The 16,848-nt window shown below is 66.8% G+C and carries 15 protein-coding genes; 6 read left to right on the top strand and 9 right to left on the bottom strand.

Features of this window, described 5'->3' with window-relative positions:
• Positions 1–159 precede the first annotated feature (159 nt).
• Both G6N18_RS15960 and G6N18_RS15955 read left to right on the top strand, forming a co-directional pair.
• A complete protein-coding gene (locus G6N18_RS15960; RefSeq protein WP_083000086.1) occupies positions 160–516 on the top strand; it encodes a hypothetical protein in 357 nt (118 codons plus the stop codon).
• Positions 517–1,926: 1,410 nt separating this feature from the next.
• Positions 1,927–2,658, top strand: a complete 732-nt coding sequence (locus G6N18_RS15955; RefSeq protein ID WP_133052437.1) for a hypothetical protein — start codon at positions 1,927–1,929, stop codon at positions 2,656–2,658.
• Between the two features lie 105 nt (positions 2,659–2,763).
• On the opposite strand, the gene G6N18_RS15950 is transcribed toward G6N18_RS15955, so the two are convergent.
• Together G6N18_RS15950 and G6N18_RS15945 are read right to left on the bottom strand one after the other, a co-directional pair.
• Positions 2,764–3,540 carry a TIGR03084 family metal-binding protein gene (locus G6N18_RS15950; protein WP_083000085.1) on the bottom strand — a complete coding sequence of 259 codons (777 nt, stop codon included), beginning with the start codon at positions 3,538–3,540 and terminating at the stop codon, positions 2,764–2,766.
• Between the two features lie 9 nt (positions 3,541–3,549).
• Positions 3,550–4,833 carry an MFS transporter gene (locus G6N18_RS15945; RefSeq protein WP_083000084.1) on the bottom strand — a complete coding sequence of 428 codons (1,284 nt, stop codon included), beginning with the start codon at positions 4,831–4,833 and terminating at the stop codon, positions 3,550–3,552.
• A gap of 112 nt (positions 4,834–4,945) precedes the next feature.
• Here G6N18_RS15945 and G6N18_RS15940 point away from each other — a divergent pair, with 112 nt between their 5' ends.
• Positions 4,946–5,551: a YqgE/AlgH family protein gene (locus tag G6N18_RS15940; RefSeq protein WP_059100502.1), complete on the top strand. Its 606-nt coding sequence runs from the start codon at positions 4,946–4,948 to the stop codon at positions 5,549–5,551.
• Between the two features lie 7 nt (positions 5,552–5,558).
• On the opposite strand, the gene G6N18_RS15935 is transcribed toward G6N18_RS15940, so the two are convergent.
• Both G6N18_RS15935 and G6N18_RS15930 read right to left on the bottom strand, forming a co-directional pair.
• On the bottom strand, positions 5,559–5,906 hold the full coding sequence (locus G6N18_RS15935; RefSeq protein WP_083000255.1) for a hypothetical protein: 348 nt from the start codon (positions 5,904–5,906) through the stop codon (positions 5,559–5,561).
• A gap of 78 nt (positions 5,907–5,984) precedes the next feature.
• Positions 5,985–6,992 (bottom strand): LpqN/LpqT family lipoprotein, encoded by a 1,008-nt coding sequence (locus tag G6N18_RS15930; protein WP_083000083.1) that lies wholly within the window; start codon positions 6,990–6,992, stop codon positions 5,985–5,987.
• Between the two features lie 176 nt (positions 6,993–7,168).
• On the opposite strand from G6N18_RS15930, the gene leuS reads away from it, so the two are divergent.
• Both leuS and G6N18_RS15920 read left to right on the top strand, forming a co-directional pair.
• The gene (gene leuS / locus G6N18_RS15925; RefSeq protein WP_083000082.1) at positions 7,169–10,012 is read left to right on the top strand and encodes a leucine--tRNA ligase; all 2,844 of its coding nucleotides are present in this window, start codon (positions 7,169–7,171) and stop codon (positions 10,010–10,012) included.
• Positions 10,013–10,110: 98 nt separating this feature from the next.
• Positions 10,111–10,968 carry a PDDEXK-like endonuclease domain-containing protein gene (locus G6N18_RS15920; protein ID WP_083000081.1) on the top strand — a complete coding sequence of 286 codons (858 nt, stop codon included), beginning with the start codon at positions 10,111–10,113 and terminating at the stop codon, positions 10,966–10,968.
• Positions 10,969–11,005: 37 nt separating this feature from the next.
• Here the strand turns inward: G6N18_RS15920 and G6N18_RS15915 are convergent, their stop codons facing one another.
• A complete protein-coding gene (locus G6N18_RS15915; RefSeq protein ID WP_083000080.1) occupies positions 11,006–11,674 on the bottom strand; it encodes an SDR family oxidoreductase in 669 nt (222 codons plus the stop codon).
• A 53-nt stretch (positions 11,675–11,727) separates the two neighbouring features.
• On the opposite strand from G6N18_RS15915, the gene ggh reads away from it, so the two are divergent.
• Positions 11,728–13,068, top strand: a complete 1,341-nt coding sequence (ggh, locus tag G6N18_RS15910) for a glucosylglycerate hydrolase (RefSeq protein WP_067225577.1) — start codon at positions 11,728–11,730, stop codon at positions 13,066–13,068.
• 4 nt (positions 13,069–13,072) lie between these two features.
• Here the strand turns inward: ggh and G6N18_RS15905 are convergent, their stop codons facing one another.
• The 4 genes from G6N18_RS15905 to G6N18_RS15890 all read right to left on the bottom strand — a co-directional run bounded on the left by G6N18_RS15905 (position 13,073) and on the right by G6N18_RS15890 (position 16,817).
• The gene (locus tag G6N18_RS15905; RefSeq protein WP_083000079.1) at positions 13,073–13,519 is read right to left on the bottom strand and encodes a MarR family winged helix-turn-helix transcriptional regulator; all 447 of its coding nucleotides are present in this window, start codon (positions 13,517–13,519) and stop codon (positions 13,073–13,075) included.
• 56 nt (positions 13,520–13,575) lie between these two features.
• Complete coding sequence (locus tag G6N18_RS15900) at positions 13,576–14,310, bottom strand: amino acid ABC transporter ATP-binding protein (protein WP_067225244.1); 735 nt, start codon at positions 14,308–14,310, stop codon at positions 13,576–13,578.
• Entirely contained in the window at positions 14,310–16,058 is a 1,749-nt protein-coding gene (locus tag G6N18_RS15895; RefSeq protein ID WP_407663582.1) for an ABC transporter substrate-binding protein/permease, read from the bottom strand. The genes G6N18_RS15900 and G6N18_RS15895 overlap by 1 nt, the downstream gene beginning before the upstream one ends.
• An 81-nt stretch (positions 16,059–16,139) precedes the next feature.
• Positions 16,140–16,817, bottom strand: a complete 678-nt coding sequence (locus G6N18_RS15890; RefSeq protein ID WP_083000078.1) for a GntR family transcriptional regulator — start codon at positions 16,815–16,817, stop codon at positions 16,140–16,142.
• Positions 16,818–16,848: the final 31 nt, after the last annotated feature.

Here is a 16,848-nt window from a genome sequence, read left to right as displayed (position 1 = left end):
CCGGCGCCCGGCGGGCCCGCGAATGCCTGCGCGATGCCCAGCCACTGTTCAGTAATTGCAAGCAGATGGCGTGAGCTTGCCGTAGAAGTCGCTCGCCACCACGTCGCACTTGGCTAACATCGCTTGAAAAGGCCTGGGGTCCGGGCTGGGGAGGGAACCTTGAATAACAATGACGAAGTCGTCCTTGCGGTCTACGAGCAGGGCGCACTACTCGGCAGCCAACTTCAAGAAGCAGTTGACAATGCCACGAACGAACTTGCAGGCGACCCGGGTGCATTGGCCGAGCTCGGTCTGACGGCGGGCGATCTCGGCGAAGGGTTCAATGTCAAGGAGCGTTCCGGATTCGACCCTGGGTCCGTCTTGATAGCTATCGTGATCGGAGCTGGAGGCAAACTCGCGGCAGACGCCACAAAGGCAACGGCCAAGGCAGTCTGGAACATGATTGCTAGGAAAATCCGCGAGGAGCGCGGATCCGACGCCCTCGGTAACGAACGGCCTACTCCGGATAAGCAGTAGTAGACGGCCTGATGGTAGTCGGGCTGCGGGCAGCCGCCGACGCCCACCTCGCACTGTCGCTTGCATTAGCGAGAGTATGGACACAACTTAGCTCGGTCAGTCAGCAAAGCGTTTTGTCTGAACTGAAATCTTGGGACCTAGAGACTTACACTCATTCGTCGGCTGGCGAGCATCTGCAGTACTTGCAAGGCGTCCTTGGCTCGAAACTTCGAGGTGAGCCGAGGCGGGCGCTTGTCGAGGCGAGAGTAAGCACCGATGACGTACTAAGTGCGATCTACGACCGCGTCAGCGTCCTTGTGTTTGCTCTATACGCTGCTTGGCCCAACGAAAGGGGCCCGGTGCCGCTGAAGGTCGACCGAGTTAACGATCCGCAGTATCAAGGCCCCATACCTATTGGGGCTTGCGGTGCAGCAGCAAGTTACGGGCTAGACGCGGTCTCGCGTACGCCGACCGTGCAGCTAACCGTTTGTCCTTCTCACCTTGGGCCTCCGACAGTGGCAACTCTCCCTTACCTGCTTTGCCACGAGTTGATCTGCCATGCCTACCAAGGCGCCGATCACCGCAACGACGATCCCTTCGCCGAGGGTTGGATGGATCGCGTTTCGTTAGCGCTCGCTCAAGTTTGGTCGGGCTGCCTTTTTCCATTAGCTGCCCAACTCGCTCGAGACGAGTCAGCACAGCTCTCGGAGCTGCTGAGAATGAACCTGTCTGGCCTCCCTCGTCCGCAACCCTGGAGCCGGGCTTCGCGGCGCCAAGGTTGGGCTGCTGCGGGGGTCGTAAAGGAATGGCTCAGACCCTTCGAGAAATTCGGAAGCGCTCCAGGCTTGTTCGAGCAGCTCTCTATCGAGCTCAATCGGGTCAGGTGCACAGTCGGACAACGGATGGCCTTCGTTTCGGCAGTCCAGCTGAGCGAGGAGGATGCGTCCTTGCGTTGCAGACTGAGCTTGCGGCTTCGTGCGTGGGTCGAGGGAACAACCGATGCGAGAGCCGTACTCCACTTCGCCGATTAAGATTGTCCCGCACCTGAAGGACAACTATGCTTGCTGTATTGCTCGATCGTGCTGACGCGATCTTGGAAGGCCAAAGTTACCGAGCTGGCCGGAAGGAGAAAGGGATGTAGCGATGCAACCCCTTGGCTTGGAGACATTGAAAGTTTTGACTGCCGCCGCGTCTACGCCGACATTCACAATCGCCGAGATATCGGATGCTGTCGACGTTCCCCGCTCAACGGTCGACGCGGTTTTGCGTAGGTACGAAGAGTTCTTCGAGAAAGCCGGGACTCAACATGGTGGTACTGCCGGTAGACCCGCCGTCCGTTGGACCATACGGACTTCTCGCATAAGCGACCTAGACAAGCTGGTCGGTTCATTTCGAAAGTCGGTCGACCTATGGACACCTCGGCAGGCTTCAGTGAGCGATGAACGCGCTGAAACAGCGCTGTTGATGGCTATCAGCGCCATCGCGGCGATGGAGTCAAACGACGAAGACCCGCGGCCGCTACTTTCGGCGGTGGCCAACAATCTTCGGTTGGCAGGGTTTGATCGCGACGGATCCACCACAGCGAGGAAACGCGTTAGCCGCGAGCAGGCATTAACCGCACGGTTAATCGCGGCTGTCGTCGCTGTGGTTGAAGCAAAGTTGTCCGGAAATCAGCAGGTCGAGACCGCCGCCCAAGTTCACGCGTTGGGTGTCTTCAGGGAGTCGATGCCTATCGTGCGGGCCGAAGAGTGGGTGCCACTCGCGAGTGCGGCACTGAATGCGTGGGGAACGGTGATCGCAACTCCCGTAGTGGTGCCTGAGCCGGATTGGCCCTTCGTTAGCAGAGTTCTTCCGGGCCTTCGACCGATTCGTTCCGGCCTTCAAGACCTCATTTGCGCAGTTGACGACCTCGTCTGGCCGCGTGCGACTGCCCTGGCGCCGGTTATGCAACCGTTCACAACCGTGCTGCATGATGTCCGGACTCGAATGAGACTTCTTGGTCCGCCACGGGCACGAGTTCTGGTTCTCACCGCAGAAGACGACGTGCTCGGTGCAATCAGAGCAGGCGACCACGTAGTTCTAGCCGACGACACAGCCACTGTCGAGATAGCACGTCACACTGCAAAAGTCGCTCTGTACGAGTCGGCACCGACCTTGGCTTGAGGTACCGGCCGACCTTGACAGCCTCGGCAACGATAAGGGACGGCGTCAACGGATTTCGATGTGTCGGCCACGGCCGCGCGGACTCGGCAGGCGAGCTTTAGTCGGCTAATCGCGGCCGGCGCCCGGCGGGCCCGCGAATGCTTGCGCGATGCTCAGCCACTGCTCCGCATCGGCGCCGTCCGCCCGTACGTCCAGCGTCGACCGCGGCCGCCGCTGCGTGACCAGCATGCAGAAGTCCTCCGCCGAGCCGGTCACCCGTTGTGTGGCGTCCTCCGGTCCCCACGACCAGGTCGACCCGTCGGGGGCGCGCAACTCCACCCGGAACGGCTCGGTCGGCGGTTGTCGGCCGTTGATCGCGAACGAGAAGTCCCGGGTGCGCACGCCGATGTGCGCGATTGAGCGCAGGCGTGCGGTGGCCGGCCGACGCACCCCGAGCGCGTCTGCGACGTCGAGGCCGTGCGCCCAGGTTTCCATCAGCCGGGCCGTCGCCATCGACGCCGCACTCATCGGCGGCCCGAACCACGGCAGCTTGCGCCCGTCGGCGACGGTCAGCAGCTCGTCGTGCAGCCGGGCGCGGGTCCGTCGCCAGTCGGCGAGCAGGTCGGCGGGCGGCACCGCCGCCAACTCCTCGGCGCCCGCGTCGACGAAGCCGGCCGGGTCCTTGCCCGCCTCCTCGAGCAGAGCGGCGAACGCGGTCTCGTCGGTGACGGAGGTCAGCGCGACCCGGTCGGTCCACAACAGATGCGCGATCTGATGGGCGATCGTCCATCCTTGGGCCGGAGTGGGCTCGGCCCAGCGCTCAGGAGGGAGCTCGGCGACGATGGCGTCGAGTTCGTCGCTCTCGGCGCGGAGATCGGCCACCATCGGCGCGGCACCAGCCATGCGCTCACCTTAGCCCGGCGACGACGTGCGCCTGCCGAGCGCAGCGTGCGCGGCCAGGCCGGCGAGATACACCCCGACACCCGCCAACGCCAGCGCCGGCTGATGCCCGTCGGGCGGAATCACGCTCGCCGACAATGCAATTGCCCCGATGAAGGCCATCCAGAACAGCGAGTCCTGCACGGTGAACACGTGCCCACGCAGGGCGTCGTCGACATCGAGCTGCATGGCGCTGTCCGCGCACAGCTTGACGACCTGGCCCGCCGTGCCGAGCAGGAAGCCGCACACCACCATCACCGCCAGCTGCAGGCTGGAACCGGCGAACTGGATCAGCGCGGCGATCGCCAACGCGCCGTTGGCGGTGGCGTAACGGCCCCACCGCCGCACCGCCATCGGCATGACGGCGGCTGCGATGAACGATCCCGTGCCGGTCGCGGCGACGAACAGCACCGCGGTGCCGAGGCCCGCGACCGCATGAGTGTCGCTGTGCCGCACCATCACCAGCACCAGCAGGCTGTTGATGCCGAACACCATCCGGTGCGCGGCCAGTCCGGTCAGTGTCGCGGCCACGGTGGGCACCGCCGCCACCGTGCGCACGCCGTGGGCCCAGCCGGTGGCCACCGCGTAGAGCACCGACCCGTGAATCGCGCGCACGCTCTCGTCGGGGCCGAGCAGGTGCGGCGGGAAGCGCCACGCCAGCCGCAGGGCCAGCGCCACCGGAACGGCGACGATCAGGATGATCGCGGCGGCACCGGCGTCGTCGGCGCCGAACAGCCAGCGGGGCAGCAGCATGAAGTTGGCGCCGATGAAGGCGGCCGCCGCGCCCGTCGCGGTGGCGACGGAGTTCATCGCGACCACCTGATCTCGCGGCACGACGTGTGGCAACGCCGCCGACAGCCCGGACGAGACGAACCGGGTGAACCCGTTGACGATCAGCGCGCAGCACAGGATCGGCAGGTCGCCCGCCCCGGATTCGAGCAGCGCGGCCACCGCGAGCACCAACGCCAGACGGCCGGCATTCGCCGCGATCAGCACCAGGCGGCGGTCCCAGCGGTCGAGCAGCGCGCCGGCGAACGGGCCGAGCAGCGAGTAGGGCAGGAACAGCACGGCGAACGCCCCGGCGATCGCCCACGGTTCGGCCGCCCGCTGCGGGTTGAACAGGATCGCGCCCGCCAGCCCCGCCGCGAACAGGCCGTCGCCGAACTGACTCACCAGCCGCAGTTCGAGGAGCCGCCAGAAGTCGGGCAGCTCGCGTACCGACCGCCAGACGGCGATGGGCGCGCGGAGATCGGGCACGGGAGATCACGTTCCTAGAAGCTTCGGATCGGGACCGCATCCACAGTACAAATATCGCGGCGGGGTCGTGCTTGTCCGCCACGATGCCGGTTGCCGGTGCCATGATGGACACGTGGCGCAGTCAGAGGATCCGGAGGATTTCATCGCTCCTGCGGCGCCGCGTGTGCGGGCCGGAACGCTGCTGTTGGCCAATACCGACCTGTTGGAGCCGACGTTTCGCCGCAGCGTGATCTACGTCGTGGAACACAACGACGGCGGCACGCTCGGAGTGGTGCTGAACCGGGCGAGCGAGACGGCGGTGTACAACGTGTTGCCGCAGTGGGCGAAGGTGGCCGCCAAACCGAAGACCATGTTCATCGGCGGGCCCGTGAAACGCGATGCGGCGCTGTGCCTGGCGACCTTGCGCGCCGGGATGGAGGCCGCCGGTGTACCGGGTCTGCGGCATGTGCAGGGACGCATGGTGATGGTCGACCTCGACGCCGATCCCGACTCGATCGCCCCCGTGGTCGAGGGGGTGCGCATCTTCGCGGGCTATTCGGGATGGACGATCGGCCAACTCGACGCCGAGATCGAACGCGACGACTGGATCGTCTTGTCGGCGTTGCCGTCCGACGTTCTCGTGGAACCGCGGGTCGACCTGTGGTCGCGGGTGCTGCGCAGGCAGCCGTTGCCGTTGTCGTTGCTGGCCACCCACCCGATCGACGTCAGCCGCAACTAGAACGGCGTCAGCTGCAGGGCAGCGTGCAGGTGGCACACGCGCCGCCGCAGCCACCGGAACTCGTCGTCGCCTCGCTGCGCGCGACTGCCTTCGCGCTCTGCCAGCATCCGGCCGCCACCGTGCCCACCGCTCCGAGCACACAGACGGTCAGCACGACGACGGCGACCCCGGGCTCGGCCGCCAGCGCGACACCGCCGCCGGCGGCGAGCATCGCAGCAGCCGCCAGTTGGGTGGGTGCCACTGACCGCAGCACTACCTGCACCGGTTCTCCGGACGGGGGTCGGCGCAGCAGCCACCCACCGACCCCGGCGGTCGCGGCGGCAGCACACAAGCAGAGCACCGCGGCGATGAGCATGAGCACGAGGATACGAGGAGCGTTGCTTCGCGAGGATGGGGCGTCCCCCGGGCGCCAGGCTTCGCCCGGGGGACAGGTCTATTGCGGCAGTCCCAGCTGGCTGGAAACCGGAGCGGCCGGCGGCTGGGGCGTAGCGCCGGAGGATGCCGCGGCCGTCGCGTCGGGGGAAGCCGCGCTGGGCGCAGCCGCAGCCGTCGCGCTTGGCGCAGCCGCAGCGCCTGGAGCGGCCGGCGCGGGTGTCGCGGCGGGCTGGCCGGGAACGCTCACCCGGAATCCGTTGACGATCGCGTCGGTCGCCTCGGCGTCCGGGACGACTTGATCGACACTCGTGGTCACCGACAGGGACACCAGGTACTTGTCCAGCCCGGCGGTGGCAATGACGTGGCGGCGCGAGGTGTTCAACGTCATGTTGTTCTCGCGGTAGGTGCCTTCGATCAATGCCGACGGCATGCCGCCGAACTCGGCGAGCGACGCGTCGGTGGTGCGCCAGGCCGGTCGCTGCTGGCTGTCGACGAAACCGTGGCTGATGGCCTCTTTGGGGTCGAAGTCGCCGACCAGCTTGTACACCACCACCTGCGCATTGGACGTGTAGAGGCCGTTGCCGCCAACCCGGTCGGCGATCACGCCGAACGCGTCGGGCACATTCGGGTCGGGAACGTGCGCCCAGCCGCGTGGCATTGGCAGCACGATGTTGAGCGCCTTGAAGTCGCGGCTGGACTGCGGTTCGAGTTTCACGCCCTTCTCGCCGAAGAATTCGAACATCGTGCCGGAACGGGCGGGTTGGATGGTGGCGACCGGCGGCGCGGGTACCGGCGCGGCGGCCAAGCCGGGCGCGGCGGCTACGCCGGGAGACGCGCTGGCCGCGGGTGACACCACTCCAGTGGCCGAACTCACACCGGGTTGGGTGAGGGCCTGCGCGTTGGGCGCGACCGTGACGGTCTGGGTGACCGTGGCGGGGGCGGGTAGCGGTGGTTGCGGTACGAGGGGTTCGGCCGAGGCGGTCGTGCCCGCGAAGCCGAGGACGCCGGCGGTGGCGGCGGCCACACCTGCGGCCAGAATCCGCCAGCGAGGGGCGATCTCGATCATCTGCGTTGGTCCTTTCGAACAGCACGGGGAGGGTCAGGCGCTGACTGTATCGGTGGGCGAAGCGTGGCCACCAGCGTCGGAATCGAGCTGCAACAGTGTTCTGACTTCCCCGCAACGCAACCGAGACCAACCCGTGGCCGGGCGAGCCGCGATCCGGGTGCTTATACCCTGTTCACGTGACAGACGCGCCGACCACCGACAGCCCCCAGCACCGCTACACCGCGGAGTTGGCCGGGCAGATCGAGCGCACCTGGCAACAGCGGTGGGCGGAAGCGGGGACCTTCCACGTGCCGAACCCCGTCGGCTCGTTGGCGCCGGCCGACGGTTCGCAGGTGCCCGCCGACAAGATGTTCGTCCAGGACATGTTCCCGTACCCGTCGGGCGAGGGTCTGCATGTCGGACATCCGCTGGGCTACATCGCCACCGACGTCTACGCCAGGTACTTTCGGATGAGCGGGCGAAATGTATTGCATGCGTTGGGGTTCGACGCCTTCGGCCTACCGGCCGAGCAGTACGCGATCCAGACCGGGACGCATCCCCGCATTCGGACCGAAGCCAACATCGTCAACTTCAAGCGCCAGTTGGGACGATTGGGGTTCGGTCACGACTCGCGGCGCAGCTTCGCCACCACCGACCCCGACTATTACAAGTGGACGCAGTGGATCTTCCTGCAGATCTACAACGCGTGGTTCGATGCGGCCGCGCAGAAGGCCAGGCCGATTGCGGAGTTGGTGGCCGAGTTCGAATCCGGCGCACGTCCTCTCGACGGCGGCCGAACGTGGGCCTCGCTCTCGGAGGGGGAGCGCGCCGACCTCATCGACTCGTACCGGTTGGTGTACCAGGCGGACTCGCTGGTGAACTGGTGCCCCGGACTGGGCACCGTGCTGGCCAACGAGGAGGTCACCGCCGACGGCCGCAGTGAGCGCGGAAACTTCCCGGTATTCCGGAAGCGGTTGCGACAGTGGATGATGCGCATCACCGCATACTCGGACCGCCTGCTCGACGACCTCGAACTGCTGGACTGGCCGGAGAAGGTCAAAACCATGCAGCGCAACTGGATCGGCCGGTCGACCGGGGCGGCGGTACTCTTCGGCACCGACGCCGGCGACATCGAGGTGTTCACCACCCGGCCGGACACGCTGTTCGGCGCGACGTACATGGTGCTGGCGCCCGAACACGAACTGGTCGACAGGCTGGTCGCCGACCAGTGGCCGGCGGGCGTCGATGAGCGCTGGACGTACGGCGCGGCGACACCGGGCGAAGCCGTCGCCGCCTACCGCACGGCGATCGCGGCGAAGTCGGACCTCGAACGTCAGGAGAACAAGGCCAAGACGGGCGTGTTCCTCGGCGCGTATGCGACGAACCCCGCCAATGATCAACGAGTCCCAGTCTTCATCGCCGACTATGTGCTGCTGGGTTACGGCACCGGGGCGATCATGGCGGTGCCGGGACATGACCAGCGGGACTGGGAGTTCGCCACCGAGTTCGGCTTGCCGATCGTGGAAGTCGTTGCCGGCGGCGATGTTTCACAGGCAGCGTACAGCGGTGACGGCGAGATCGTGAACTCCGGTGAGCTCGACGGGTTGAGCGTCGCGTCGGCCAAGGAGGCGATCACCGCACGGCTGGCGGCAGACGGCCGCGCGCAGCCGCGGGTGGAGTACAAGCTGCGCGATTGGCTGTTCGCCCGGCAAAGGTATTGGGGTGAGCCGTTTCCGATCGTGTACGACGAGAACGGCCGCGCGCATCCGCTGCCCGAGTCGGCGCTGCCGGTCGAGTTGCCCGATATACCCGACTACTCGCCTGTGCTGTTCGACCCCGACGACGCCGACAGCGTGCCGTCGCCGCCGCTGGGCAAGGCGACCTCCTGGGTGCACGTGGAGCTGGATCTCGGCGACGGACTCAAGCCCTACACCCGCGACACCAACGTCATGCCGCAATGGGCCGCCAGTTCCTGGTACGAGCTGCGCTATACCGACCCGCATAACCAGGAAGAGCTGTGCGCCAAGGAGAATGAGGCCTACTGGATGGGTCCGCGGCCCGCCGAACACGGCGCCGACGACCCCGGTGGCGTCGACCTGTACGTCGGCGGTGTCGAGCACGCGGTGCTGCACCTGCTGTATGTCAGGTTCTGGCACAAGGTGCTCTACGACCTCGGGCACGTCAGTTCGCGCGAGCCTTTCCGCCGGCTGGTGAACCAGGGCTACATCCAGGCGTTCGCCTACACCGACGAGCGCGGGGCGTACGTTCCGGCGGCGGAAGTCGTTGAGCGCGAAGGAAAGTTCTACTGGCCGGGACCGGACGGCGAGACCGAGGTCTTCCAGGAGTTCGGCAAGATCGGCAAGAGCCTGAAGAACTCGGTGTCACCCGACGAGATCTGCGACAACTACGGTGCCGACACGTTGCGGGTGTACGAGATGTCGATGGGCCCATTGGAGGCGTCGCGGCCATGGGCGACCAAGGACGTCGTCGGCGCGTACCGGTTCCTGCAGCGGGTGTGGCGGTTGGTGGTCGACGAGAGCACCGGCGCAAAGCGCGTCTCGGAGCATGAGGCGATCGACGAAGAGACGCTGAAGTTGTTGCACCGCACCATCGCCGGAGTCTCGGACGATTACATGAACCTGCGCAACAACACCGCGGCGGCCAAGCTCATCGAGTACACCAACCACTTGACCAAGCAGGGGGTGACGGCGCGCGCGGCGCTCGAGCCGCTGGTGCTGATGGTGGCGCCGCTGGCCCCGCATCTGGCCGAGGAGTTGTGGCGGCGGTTGGGCCACGACTTGTCGCTGGCGCACGGCCCGTTCCCGGTGGCCGACCCGCAGTATCTCGTCGAGGACACCGTCGAGTATCCGGTCCAGGTCAATGGAAAGGTGCGCGGCCGGGTGACGGTCGCGGCCGACGCGGATGCCGACGCGCTGGAGGCGGCCGCGCTGGCCGACGAGAAGGTGCAGGCGTTCATCGACGGTGCCACACCGAAAAAGGTCATTGTGGTGGCCGGCCGCCTGGTCAACATCGTCGTTTAACCGGTGATTTCGGTGTAGTTGGTCGCGCTGATCGCGACTGTCGACACCGAAATCACCGACGATGGAACCGATCGACGGCTCGTCGCGTCCATCATTAGGTGCTAGGTGACTATCTCCGTCGGCACGATGGCGTGCTGACCCTTGAACATGCGCGCGAGTTGGGAATGAGCAAGCATGCGGTCAATAGACGCGTGCGATCGGGCGCTTGGCGACAATGTGCCCGCGGCGTCTACTTCGTCGATGACAGACCGTTCACCGATGCCGCACGCATGCGCGTCGCCGTATGGAGCTTCGGCGAGCACGCCGTCGGGAGTGGATTGGCAGCCGCCTGGTGGCACGGTCTCACTAGGTTCGCACCAGACACTGTCGAGGTCACGATGCCTCGCAACGGCAGCGGCCGGACCCGTGAGGGCGCGCGGCTACGCCGACGAGACCTGCCACCCGAAGACGTCGTCGAGCGTGTCGGCCTTCGAGTCACCGCATTCCCTCTGACGGTCATCGAGGCGGCAGTTCGGACGCGCGACGGCGTCAAGATCATGGATCGGGCTCTTCAACAGGACATCGAGCTGCGGGAGTTGTGGCGGGCCCAGCTCCGAAACAAGGGCCGCTACGGCTCACCGGCAGCGCGAATCCTCTTACAAGCGACGTCGGACGGCGCACAATCGGCGGCCGAACGGCTGCTCATCAAGCTGTTGCGGGAAGCCGGCATCACGGGTTGGAAGGCGAACTATCGCGTCGGCGGGTACAAAGTCGATGTCGGATTTCCCGGGCCCAAGGTCGCCATCGAAACCGACGGCCTCGCTTTCCACGTCGGCTCTGACGAGTTTCATCAGGACCGGGTGCGACAGAACAACATCACGTTGCTGGGCTGGCAGGTGTTGCGATTCACCTGGCTCGACTTGACGGTGTACCCCGAACGCGTGATCGCGGTCATCCGGTCAGCGATTTCGGTGTAGCCGGTAGCGCCAACCGCGACCAACGACACCCAAATCACTACTTACGGGGGCGGACGATGACCTCGTGCACGTGCGCGTCCGGCGGTGAGTGCACCGCATCGGCGACGACACGCGCCACACTCTGCGGGCTCAGAAACCGCGACGGGTCATAGGAGCCGCCCTCGTACGCGACCAGACCCTCCTGCATCTCCGTGGCGATCCGACCGGGATGCACCGACGTCACCCGCAGCGAGGGCTCGTCGTTGCGCAGCGAGTCCGCGAACGACCGCAACGCGGCCTTGCTCGCCGAATACGACGCCAAACCCGGCGACGCGTTGATGCCCGCCCCGGAGTTCACGAACACCACATGCCCGTGGGCGGCACGCAGCGCCGGCAGCAGCGCGAGTGTAAGCGCAACGGCGCCAATGACATTGACCTCCATGGTGGCGCGCCACTCGTCGACGGTCGACTCGGCCACCCGAGCCGGAAACGCCGCCCCGGCGTTGTGCACCAACACATCCAGCCCGACGATCGGCTCCACCACGGCCTCGATACCGGAAACGTCTGCCAGATCGATCGGCCACGTCGTCGCCCCGAACTGCCCGGCCACCGCATCGAGCGCCGCCGACGGCCGTCCCGCCAGAAACAGTGTGTGGCTATCGGCGAGCGCCGTCGCGATCGCCGCGCCGAGCCCTCGCGAGGCGCCCGTGATCATCGCGGTCGGCATGTCGAAACCCTACCGACCTGCGCTTCGCGGCCAGACGTCGCATCATGGAACCGATGCCCCCCGACCACAGCTTTGCCCCGACCCAACTCGCAGCCCGCGCCGCATACCTGCTGCGGGGTAACGACCTGGGCATCATGACCACCGCCGCACCGCTGTTGTACCCGCATATGTGGAGCTGGGACGCGGCGTTCGTGGCGATCGGACTGGCCCCGTTGAGCGTCGAGCGCGCCGTCGTCGAACTCGACACCCTGCTCTCAGCGCAGTGGACCAACGGGATGATCCCGCACATCGTGTTCGCCAACGGCGTCGACGGCTACTTCCCGGGGCCGGCGCGCTGGGCCACCTCGGCGCTCGCCGTGCACGCGCCCCGCAACCGGCACACCTCCGGCATCACTCAGCCGCCGGTGCACGCGATCGCGGTCCAGCGCATCTTCGATCACGCCAGGACCCGCGGCCGATCCGCCCGCGCGGTCGCCGAGGCGTTCCTCGATCGCCGATGGGACGACCTGGTGAACTGGCACCGCTGGCTCGCCGACGCGCGCGACCCCCAGATGCATGGCCGGGTCACGCTGTACCACGGCTGGGAGTCCGGTATGGACAACTCACCGCGCTGGGACAGCGCCTACGCCAACGTGATTCCGGGCAGCGTGCCGGAGTACCAGCGCGAAGACAACACGATCGTCACCGACGCCACCCAGCGCCCGACCGACCTGGAGTACGACCGTTACCTGTGGCTGCTCGAGGAGATGAAGTCGGCCCGCTACGACGACGAGTTGCTGCCGAAGGTGATGAGCTTCGCGGTCGAGGACGTGTTCGTCTCGGCGATCTTCTCGGTCGCATGCGATGTGCTCGCCGAGATCGGCGAGGACTACGGCCGTCCCGACTCCGACGTCCGCGAGCTCTACGGCTGGGCCGAGCGATTCCGCCGCGGTGTCATCGACGCGACCGACGAACGAACTGGCGCGGCAAGGGATTACGACGTCCGCGCTGACGAGTGGGTCGCCACGGAGACGGTCGCGCAGTTCGCTCCGCTGCTGTGCGGCGGCTTGCCGCACGACAAGGAACGGACGCTGGTGAAGCTGCTGGAGGGGCCGCGGTTCTGCGGTCATCCCGACCTGAGGTACGCCGGCATCCCGTCCACGTCGCCGGTGTCGCGCGACTTCCGCCCGCGGGAGTACTGGCGCGGCCCGGTCTGGCCGGTGATGACGTGGCTGTTCTCCTGGTGCTTCGCACGCCGCGGCTGGGCCGAGCGCGCCCGACTCCTGCGCCAGGAAGGTCTGCGCCAAGCCAGCGACGGGGCGTTCGCCGAGTACTACGAACCGTTCACCGGCGAGCCGCTGGGCAGCATGCAGCAGTCGTGGACCGCGGCCGCGGTGCTGGACTGGCTGGGCTGAGCGGCTACTCGGCCAGCCGCTCGAGCGGGGCGATCGCCTTGGTCAGGGTCTCGAGGTCTTCCGGGCTCAGCTTGGCCAGCAGGTTGGCCAGATAAGCGCGCCGAACTTCGAGCGCCTCCTGGTGTTGCGCGCGGCCTTCCGGCGTGATGTCGACCAGCACCGCTCGCAGGTCAGACGGGTCGCGGGAGCGTTTGACCAGGCCCAACTTCTCCAGCCGACGGATCGCGACGGTCGTCGTCGGGGTGCGCACGCGCTCGTGGGTGGCCAGGTCGGTCATCCGCATCGGCCCCTGTTCGAGCAGCGTCAACAGGATCGACAGCTGGGCCAGCGTCAGGTCTTGGGCGTCGTTACGGCGAGTGTCACTGCGACGCAGCACGGAGAAAACTCGTGACAGCACCCGCTGCAGCTCTCCCGACAGCTCCGCGACCTGCGGTTCTACGACTTCCGCCATAATTTCGGCAGTCTAACCTGTCCGACGCTGCCACGATGCGTGACGGGCACGTAAGTTCAGAGCACTTGGGAGAGGAACCGCTGCAGCCGGTCAGTTTCGGCGGCGTCGAAGACCTGCTCCGGCGGCCCGGCCTCCACCACCTTGCCGTGGTCCATGAAGACGACGGCGTCCGACGTCGACCGCGCGAAGCCCATCTCGTGGGTGACCACCACCATCGTCATGCCGTCTGCGCCGAGGTCGGCGATCAGCGCGAGGATGCCTTTCACGAGCTCGGGATCGAGCGCCGAGGTGGCCTCGTCGAAGAACATCACCTGCGGCGCCATCGCCAACGCCCTTGCTATCGCCACCCGCTGCTGCTGCCCGCCCGACAGCGTCGTCGGCCGCACCTCGGCCTTGTTGCGCAGCCCGACCCGGTCCAGGTGCGCCATCCCCAGCTCGCGGGCCTCGTCGGCGCTGAGCCGTTTGAGCTTGCGCGGCGCCAGCGTCACGTTGTCCAGCACACTGCGATGCGGAAAGAGGTTGAAGTTCTGGAACACCATCCCGATGCGCTGACGCAACTGGTCGGGGTTGTCGGCGAGCACCGAGCGACCATCGAGCAGGATGTCGCCGCGGTCGGGCTCATACAGCCGGTTCAGCGTCCGCAACAACGTGGACTTGCCCGACCCCGACGGCCCGATCACCGCCGTGGTGCTGCCCGCGGGCACGTCGATGTCGACGCCGCGCAGCACCGGGTTGGGGCCGAACGAGAGATGAATATCCCTGGCGTTCAACGACACCGGATCGAAGGCCATCAGATCATCTCCTGGGACGTGGACAACTCCAGCGGATCCTCCTCGGTCGGCCGACGGCCGCGCCGCAACCGGTTGTCGATGTAGTTGACCAGATGCGTCAGCGGCACGGTCAGCATCAGGTAGAAGAATCCCGCGGCCACCAGCGGGGACAGGTTGCCGGTCTGGGCGTTGAGGTCGCGGCCCACCTGGAACAGCTCCCGCTGATCGGCCACCAGGCCAAGGAAGTACACCAGCGACGACGCCTTGAGCAGCGAGATGAACTGGTTCATCAGCGCGGGGAGCACCCGCCGTACGCCCTGCGGAACCACTACCAACCGCATCGACGTGGTATACGAAAAGCCCAGCGCGCGTGAGGCTTCCAACTGACCCGGTTCGACGCTCTGGATGCCGGACCGGAAGATCTCTCCGACATACGCCGCGGCCATCAAACCCAATGCGGCGATGCCCAGCGGATAGGGGTTGTTGCCCGTCAGCCCACCCACGACCGGACCCAGACCCAGGCCGATCAGCAGAATGATCACCACCTCGGGCAGGCCGCGGAAGATGTCGGTGTACACCCGGGCCGGCCAGCGCAGCCAGCGGTGCCGCGAGATGCCCGCGACCGCGAGGATCATCCCCAGCACCAAGCCGATCGCCGCGGCGCTGACGGTCAGGATCAGCGTGTTCGGCAGGCCGGTCTTGACCAGATTCGGAATCGCCTGCCGGTAGAGGTCCCAGTCCAGGAACGCATCCTTCAACTGCGCCAGAGTCGATTTCGGCGCTGCCGGCGCCGCGGGCACACTTTGGTTCTCGGCGGCGATCGCGTTGAAGTCCGGCAACTGAGGCGTGGGTGCCGCCTTCGAGCCGGGCTTCCAGCCGGGCGGCAGTGCACGCGGCACCCAGTCGGAGTACAGCCGCGCCCAGGTGCCGTCGGCGATCACCGCGTCCAGACCGGAGTTCAACGCGTCGATGAGGGGCTGGTTCTCCTTGGCCACCGCCCACGCGACGAAATTGTCCAAGCTGAACGTGTTCTCGATGATCTGCGCCGGGTCGCCGGGCTGCACGGTGCCCGACGCCTGCTGCGACGGCGCCACCCACGCGTCGATCTGCCGTGTCTTCAGGCTGGCGTAGACGGTGTTGTAGTCCGGGTATATGACCGGCTGCAGGTGCAGCGTCTCGATGACGTAGGACTCCTGCACCGTGCCCTGCACCACGCCGATGCGCTGGCCCTCCGCCAGTTCGCCGAATCCGGTGATCGGCGACCCGGTCGGCACGACGAGCGAAAAGTAGCCGAAGTCATAGCCATTCGTGAATCCGACCGTGCGCCGCCGCGCCTCGGTGGTGGTGATCGACGACGACCCCACGTCGAAGCGGTGCGCCGCGACCTGTGCCAGCAGCCCCGAGAACTCGGTGCCGACGAAGGTGATCTGCAGGCCCAGTTTGTCAGCGACCGCGCGCAGCACTTCGTTGTCGAAGCCGGTGAACTGACCGGCCGAGTTGATGCAGATGCTCGGCGGCGCATCCGACAGTGTGCCGACGGTCAGCGTGCCCGGCTGGCTCAGGCCCAATGCGCCGACATTCACCGCCGACAGCGGTTCGACGCCGGCGGTGGTGTGCCGGTCCTCGTCGGGGCCCGTCGCCGCCGCGGCGAGGTTGGTCGGCAGCGCGCTGGCGCTCTCGATGCCGGGCGGTGCGCACTGGTCGACGTCGGCGTGTGCCGGCCCGGCCAGGCCGACACCGGTCACCAACACCGCGGTCAGCGCCACCACTGAAGTCCTGCAGAGCCGCACGAACGGGGTCACCTCAGCAACGTATCCGTCAGCAGCGCGCCCGCACCGTGTTGGGCTCGATCAGAACGCAACCGGTGAGGCACCTGCCGCGCGCAACACCCCGCGGCGGACCAGTTCGGCGAGCATGATCCGACCCATCAACTCGGTGCGGTCGACGCACGCGCCGCGCGCGGCCGCCTCGTCGCCGCGGCCGATCGCGGCGGTCTCGTTCTCGTAGTACGGCAGCATCTCGTCGTGGTTGCTCAGGTACGCGACCCAGAACTGGCGCGGGATGAAGGCTTGCACCGACCTGATCAGCGCTGCCAACCGCGGACCGGCATACGCGTCGGTGATCACGCTGCGGTACTGCCAGGCCGCATCGTGGAAGGCGCGGGACTCGCGGGTGCTGCGCAGCAGTTCGGTCAACATGGTCAGTCGGTCGACGATGCGTGGATCCGGTTCTGCCGCGGCGCGGGCGGAGGCCATGCCGGTCAAAAAGCCGTGCAGCTCGTGGTGTTCGCGGATGAAGTCCTCGTCGAAACGTTCGACGAATGCGCCGCGGTGATACCGGGTGGACAGGATGCCGTCGTGTTCCAGCTGCACGACGGCTTCCTGGATCGGCACGCGCGACAGCCCGAGTTCGTGCGCGATCTCGTTGCGGTCGATCCGATCACCGGAGCGGAGCTTGCCGGTCAGGACCAAGTTGACGACATGCGCGACCACAAGGTCTTTTTCCTTGACCCCGTACTTCTTGGGCATGGGTGGGATCGCTCCTCGCCTGCGCGGTGCG

It is taken from the genome of Mycolicibacterium celeriflavum, assembly GCF_010731795.1.
Classification (GTDB): domain Bacteria; phylum Actinomycetota; class Actinomycetes; order Mycobacteriales; family Mycobacteriaceae; genus Mycobacterium; species Mycobacterium celeriflavum.
Note: the sequence above shows the minus strand (reverse complement) of the source record. Positions and strands in the feature narration are given on the sequence as shown.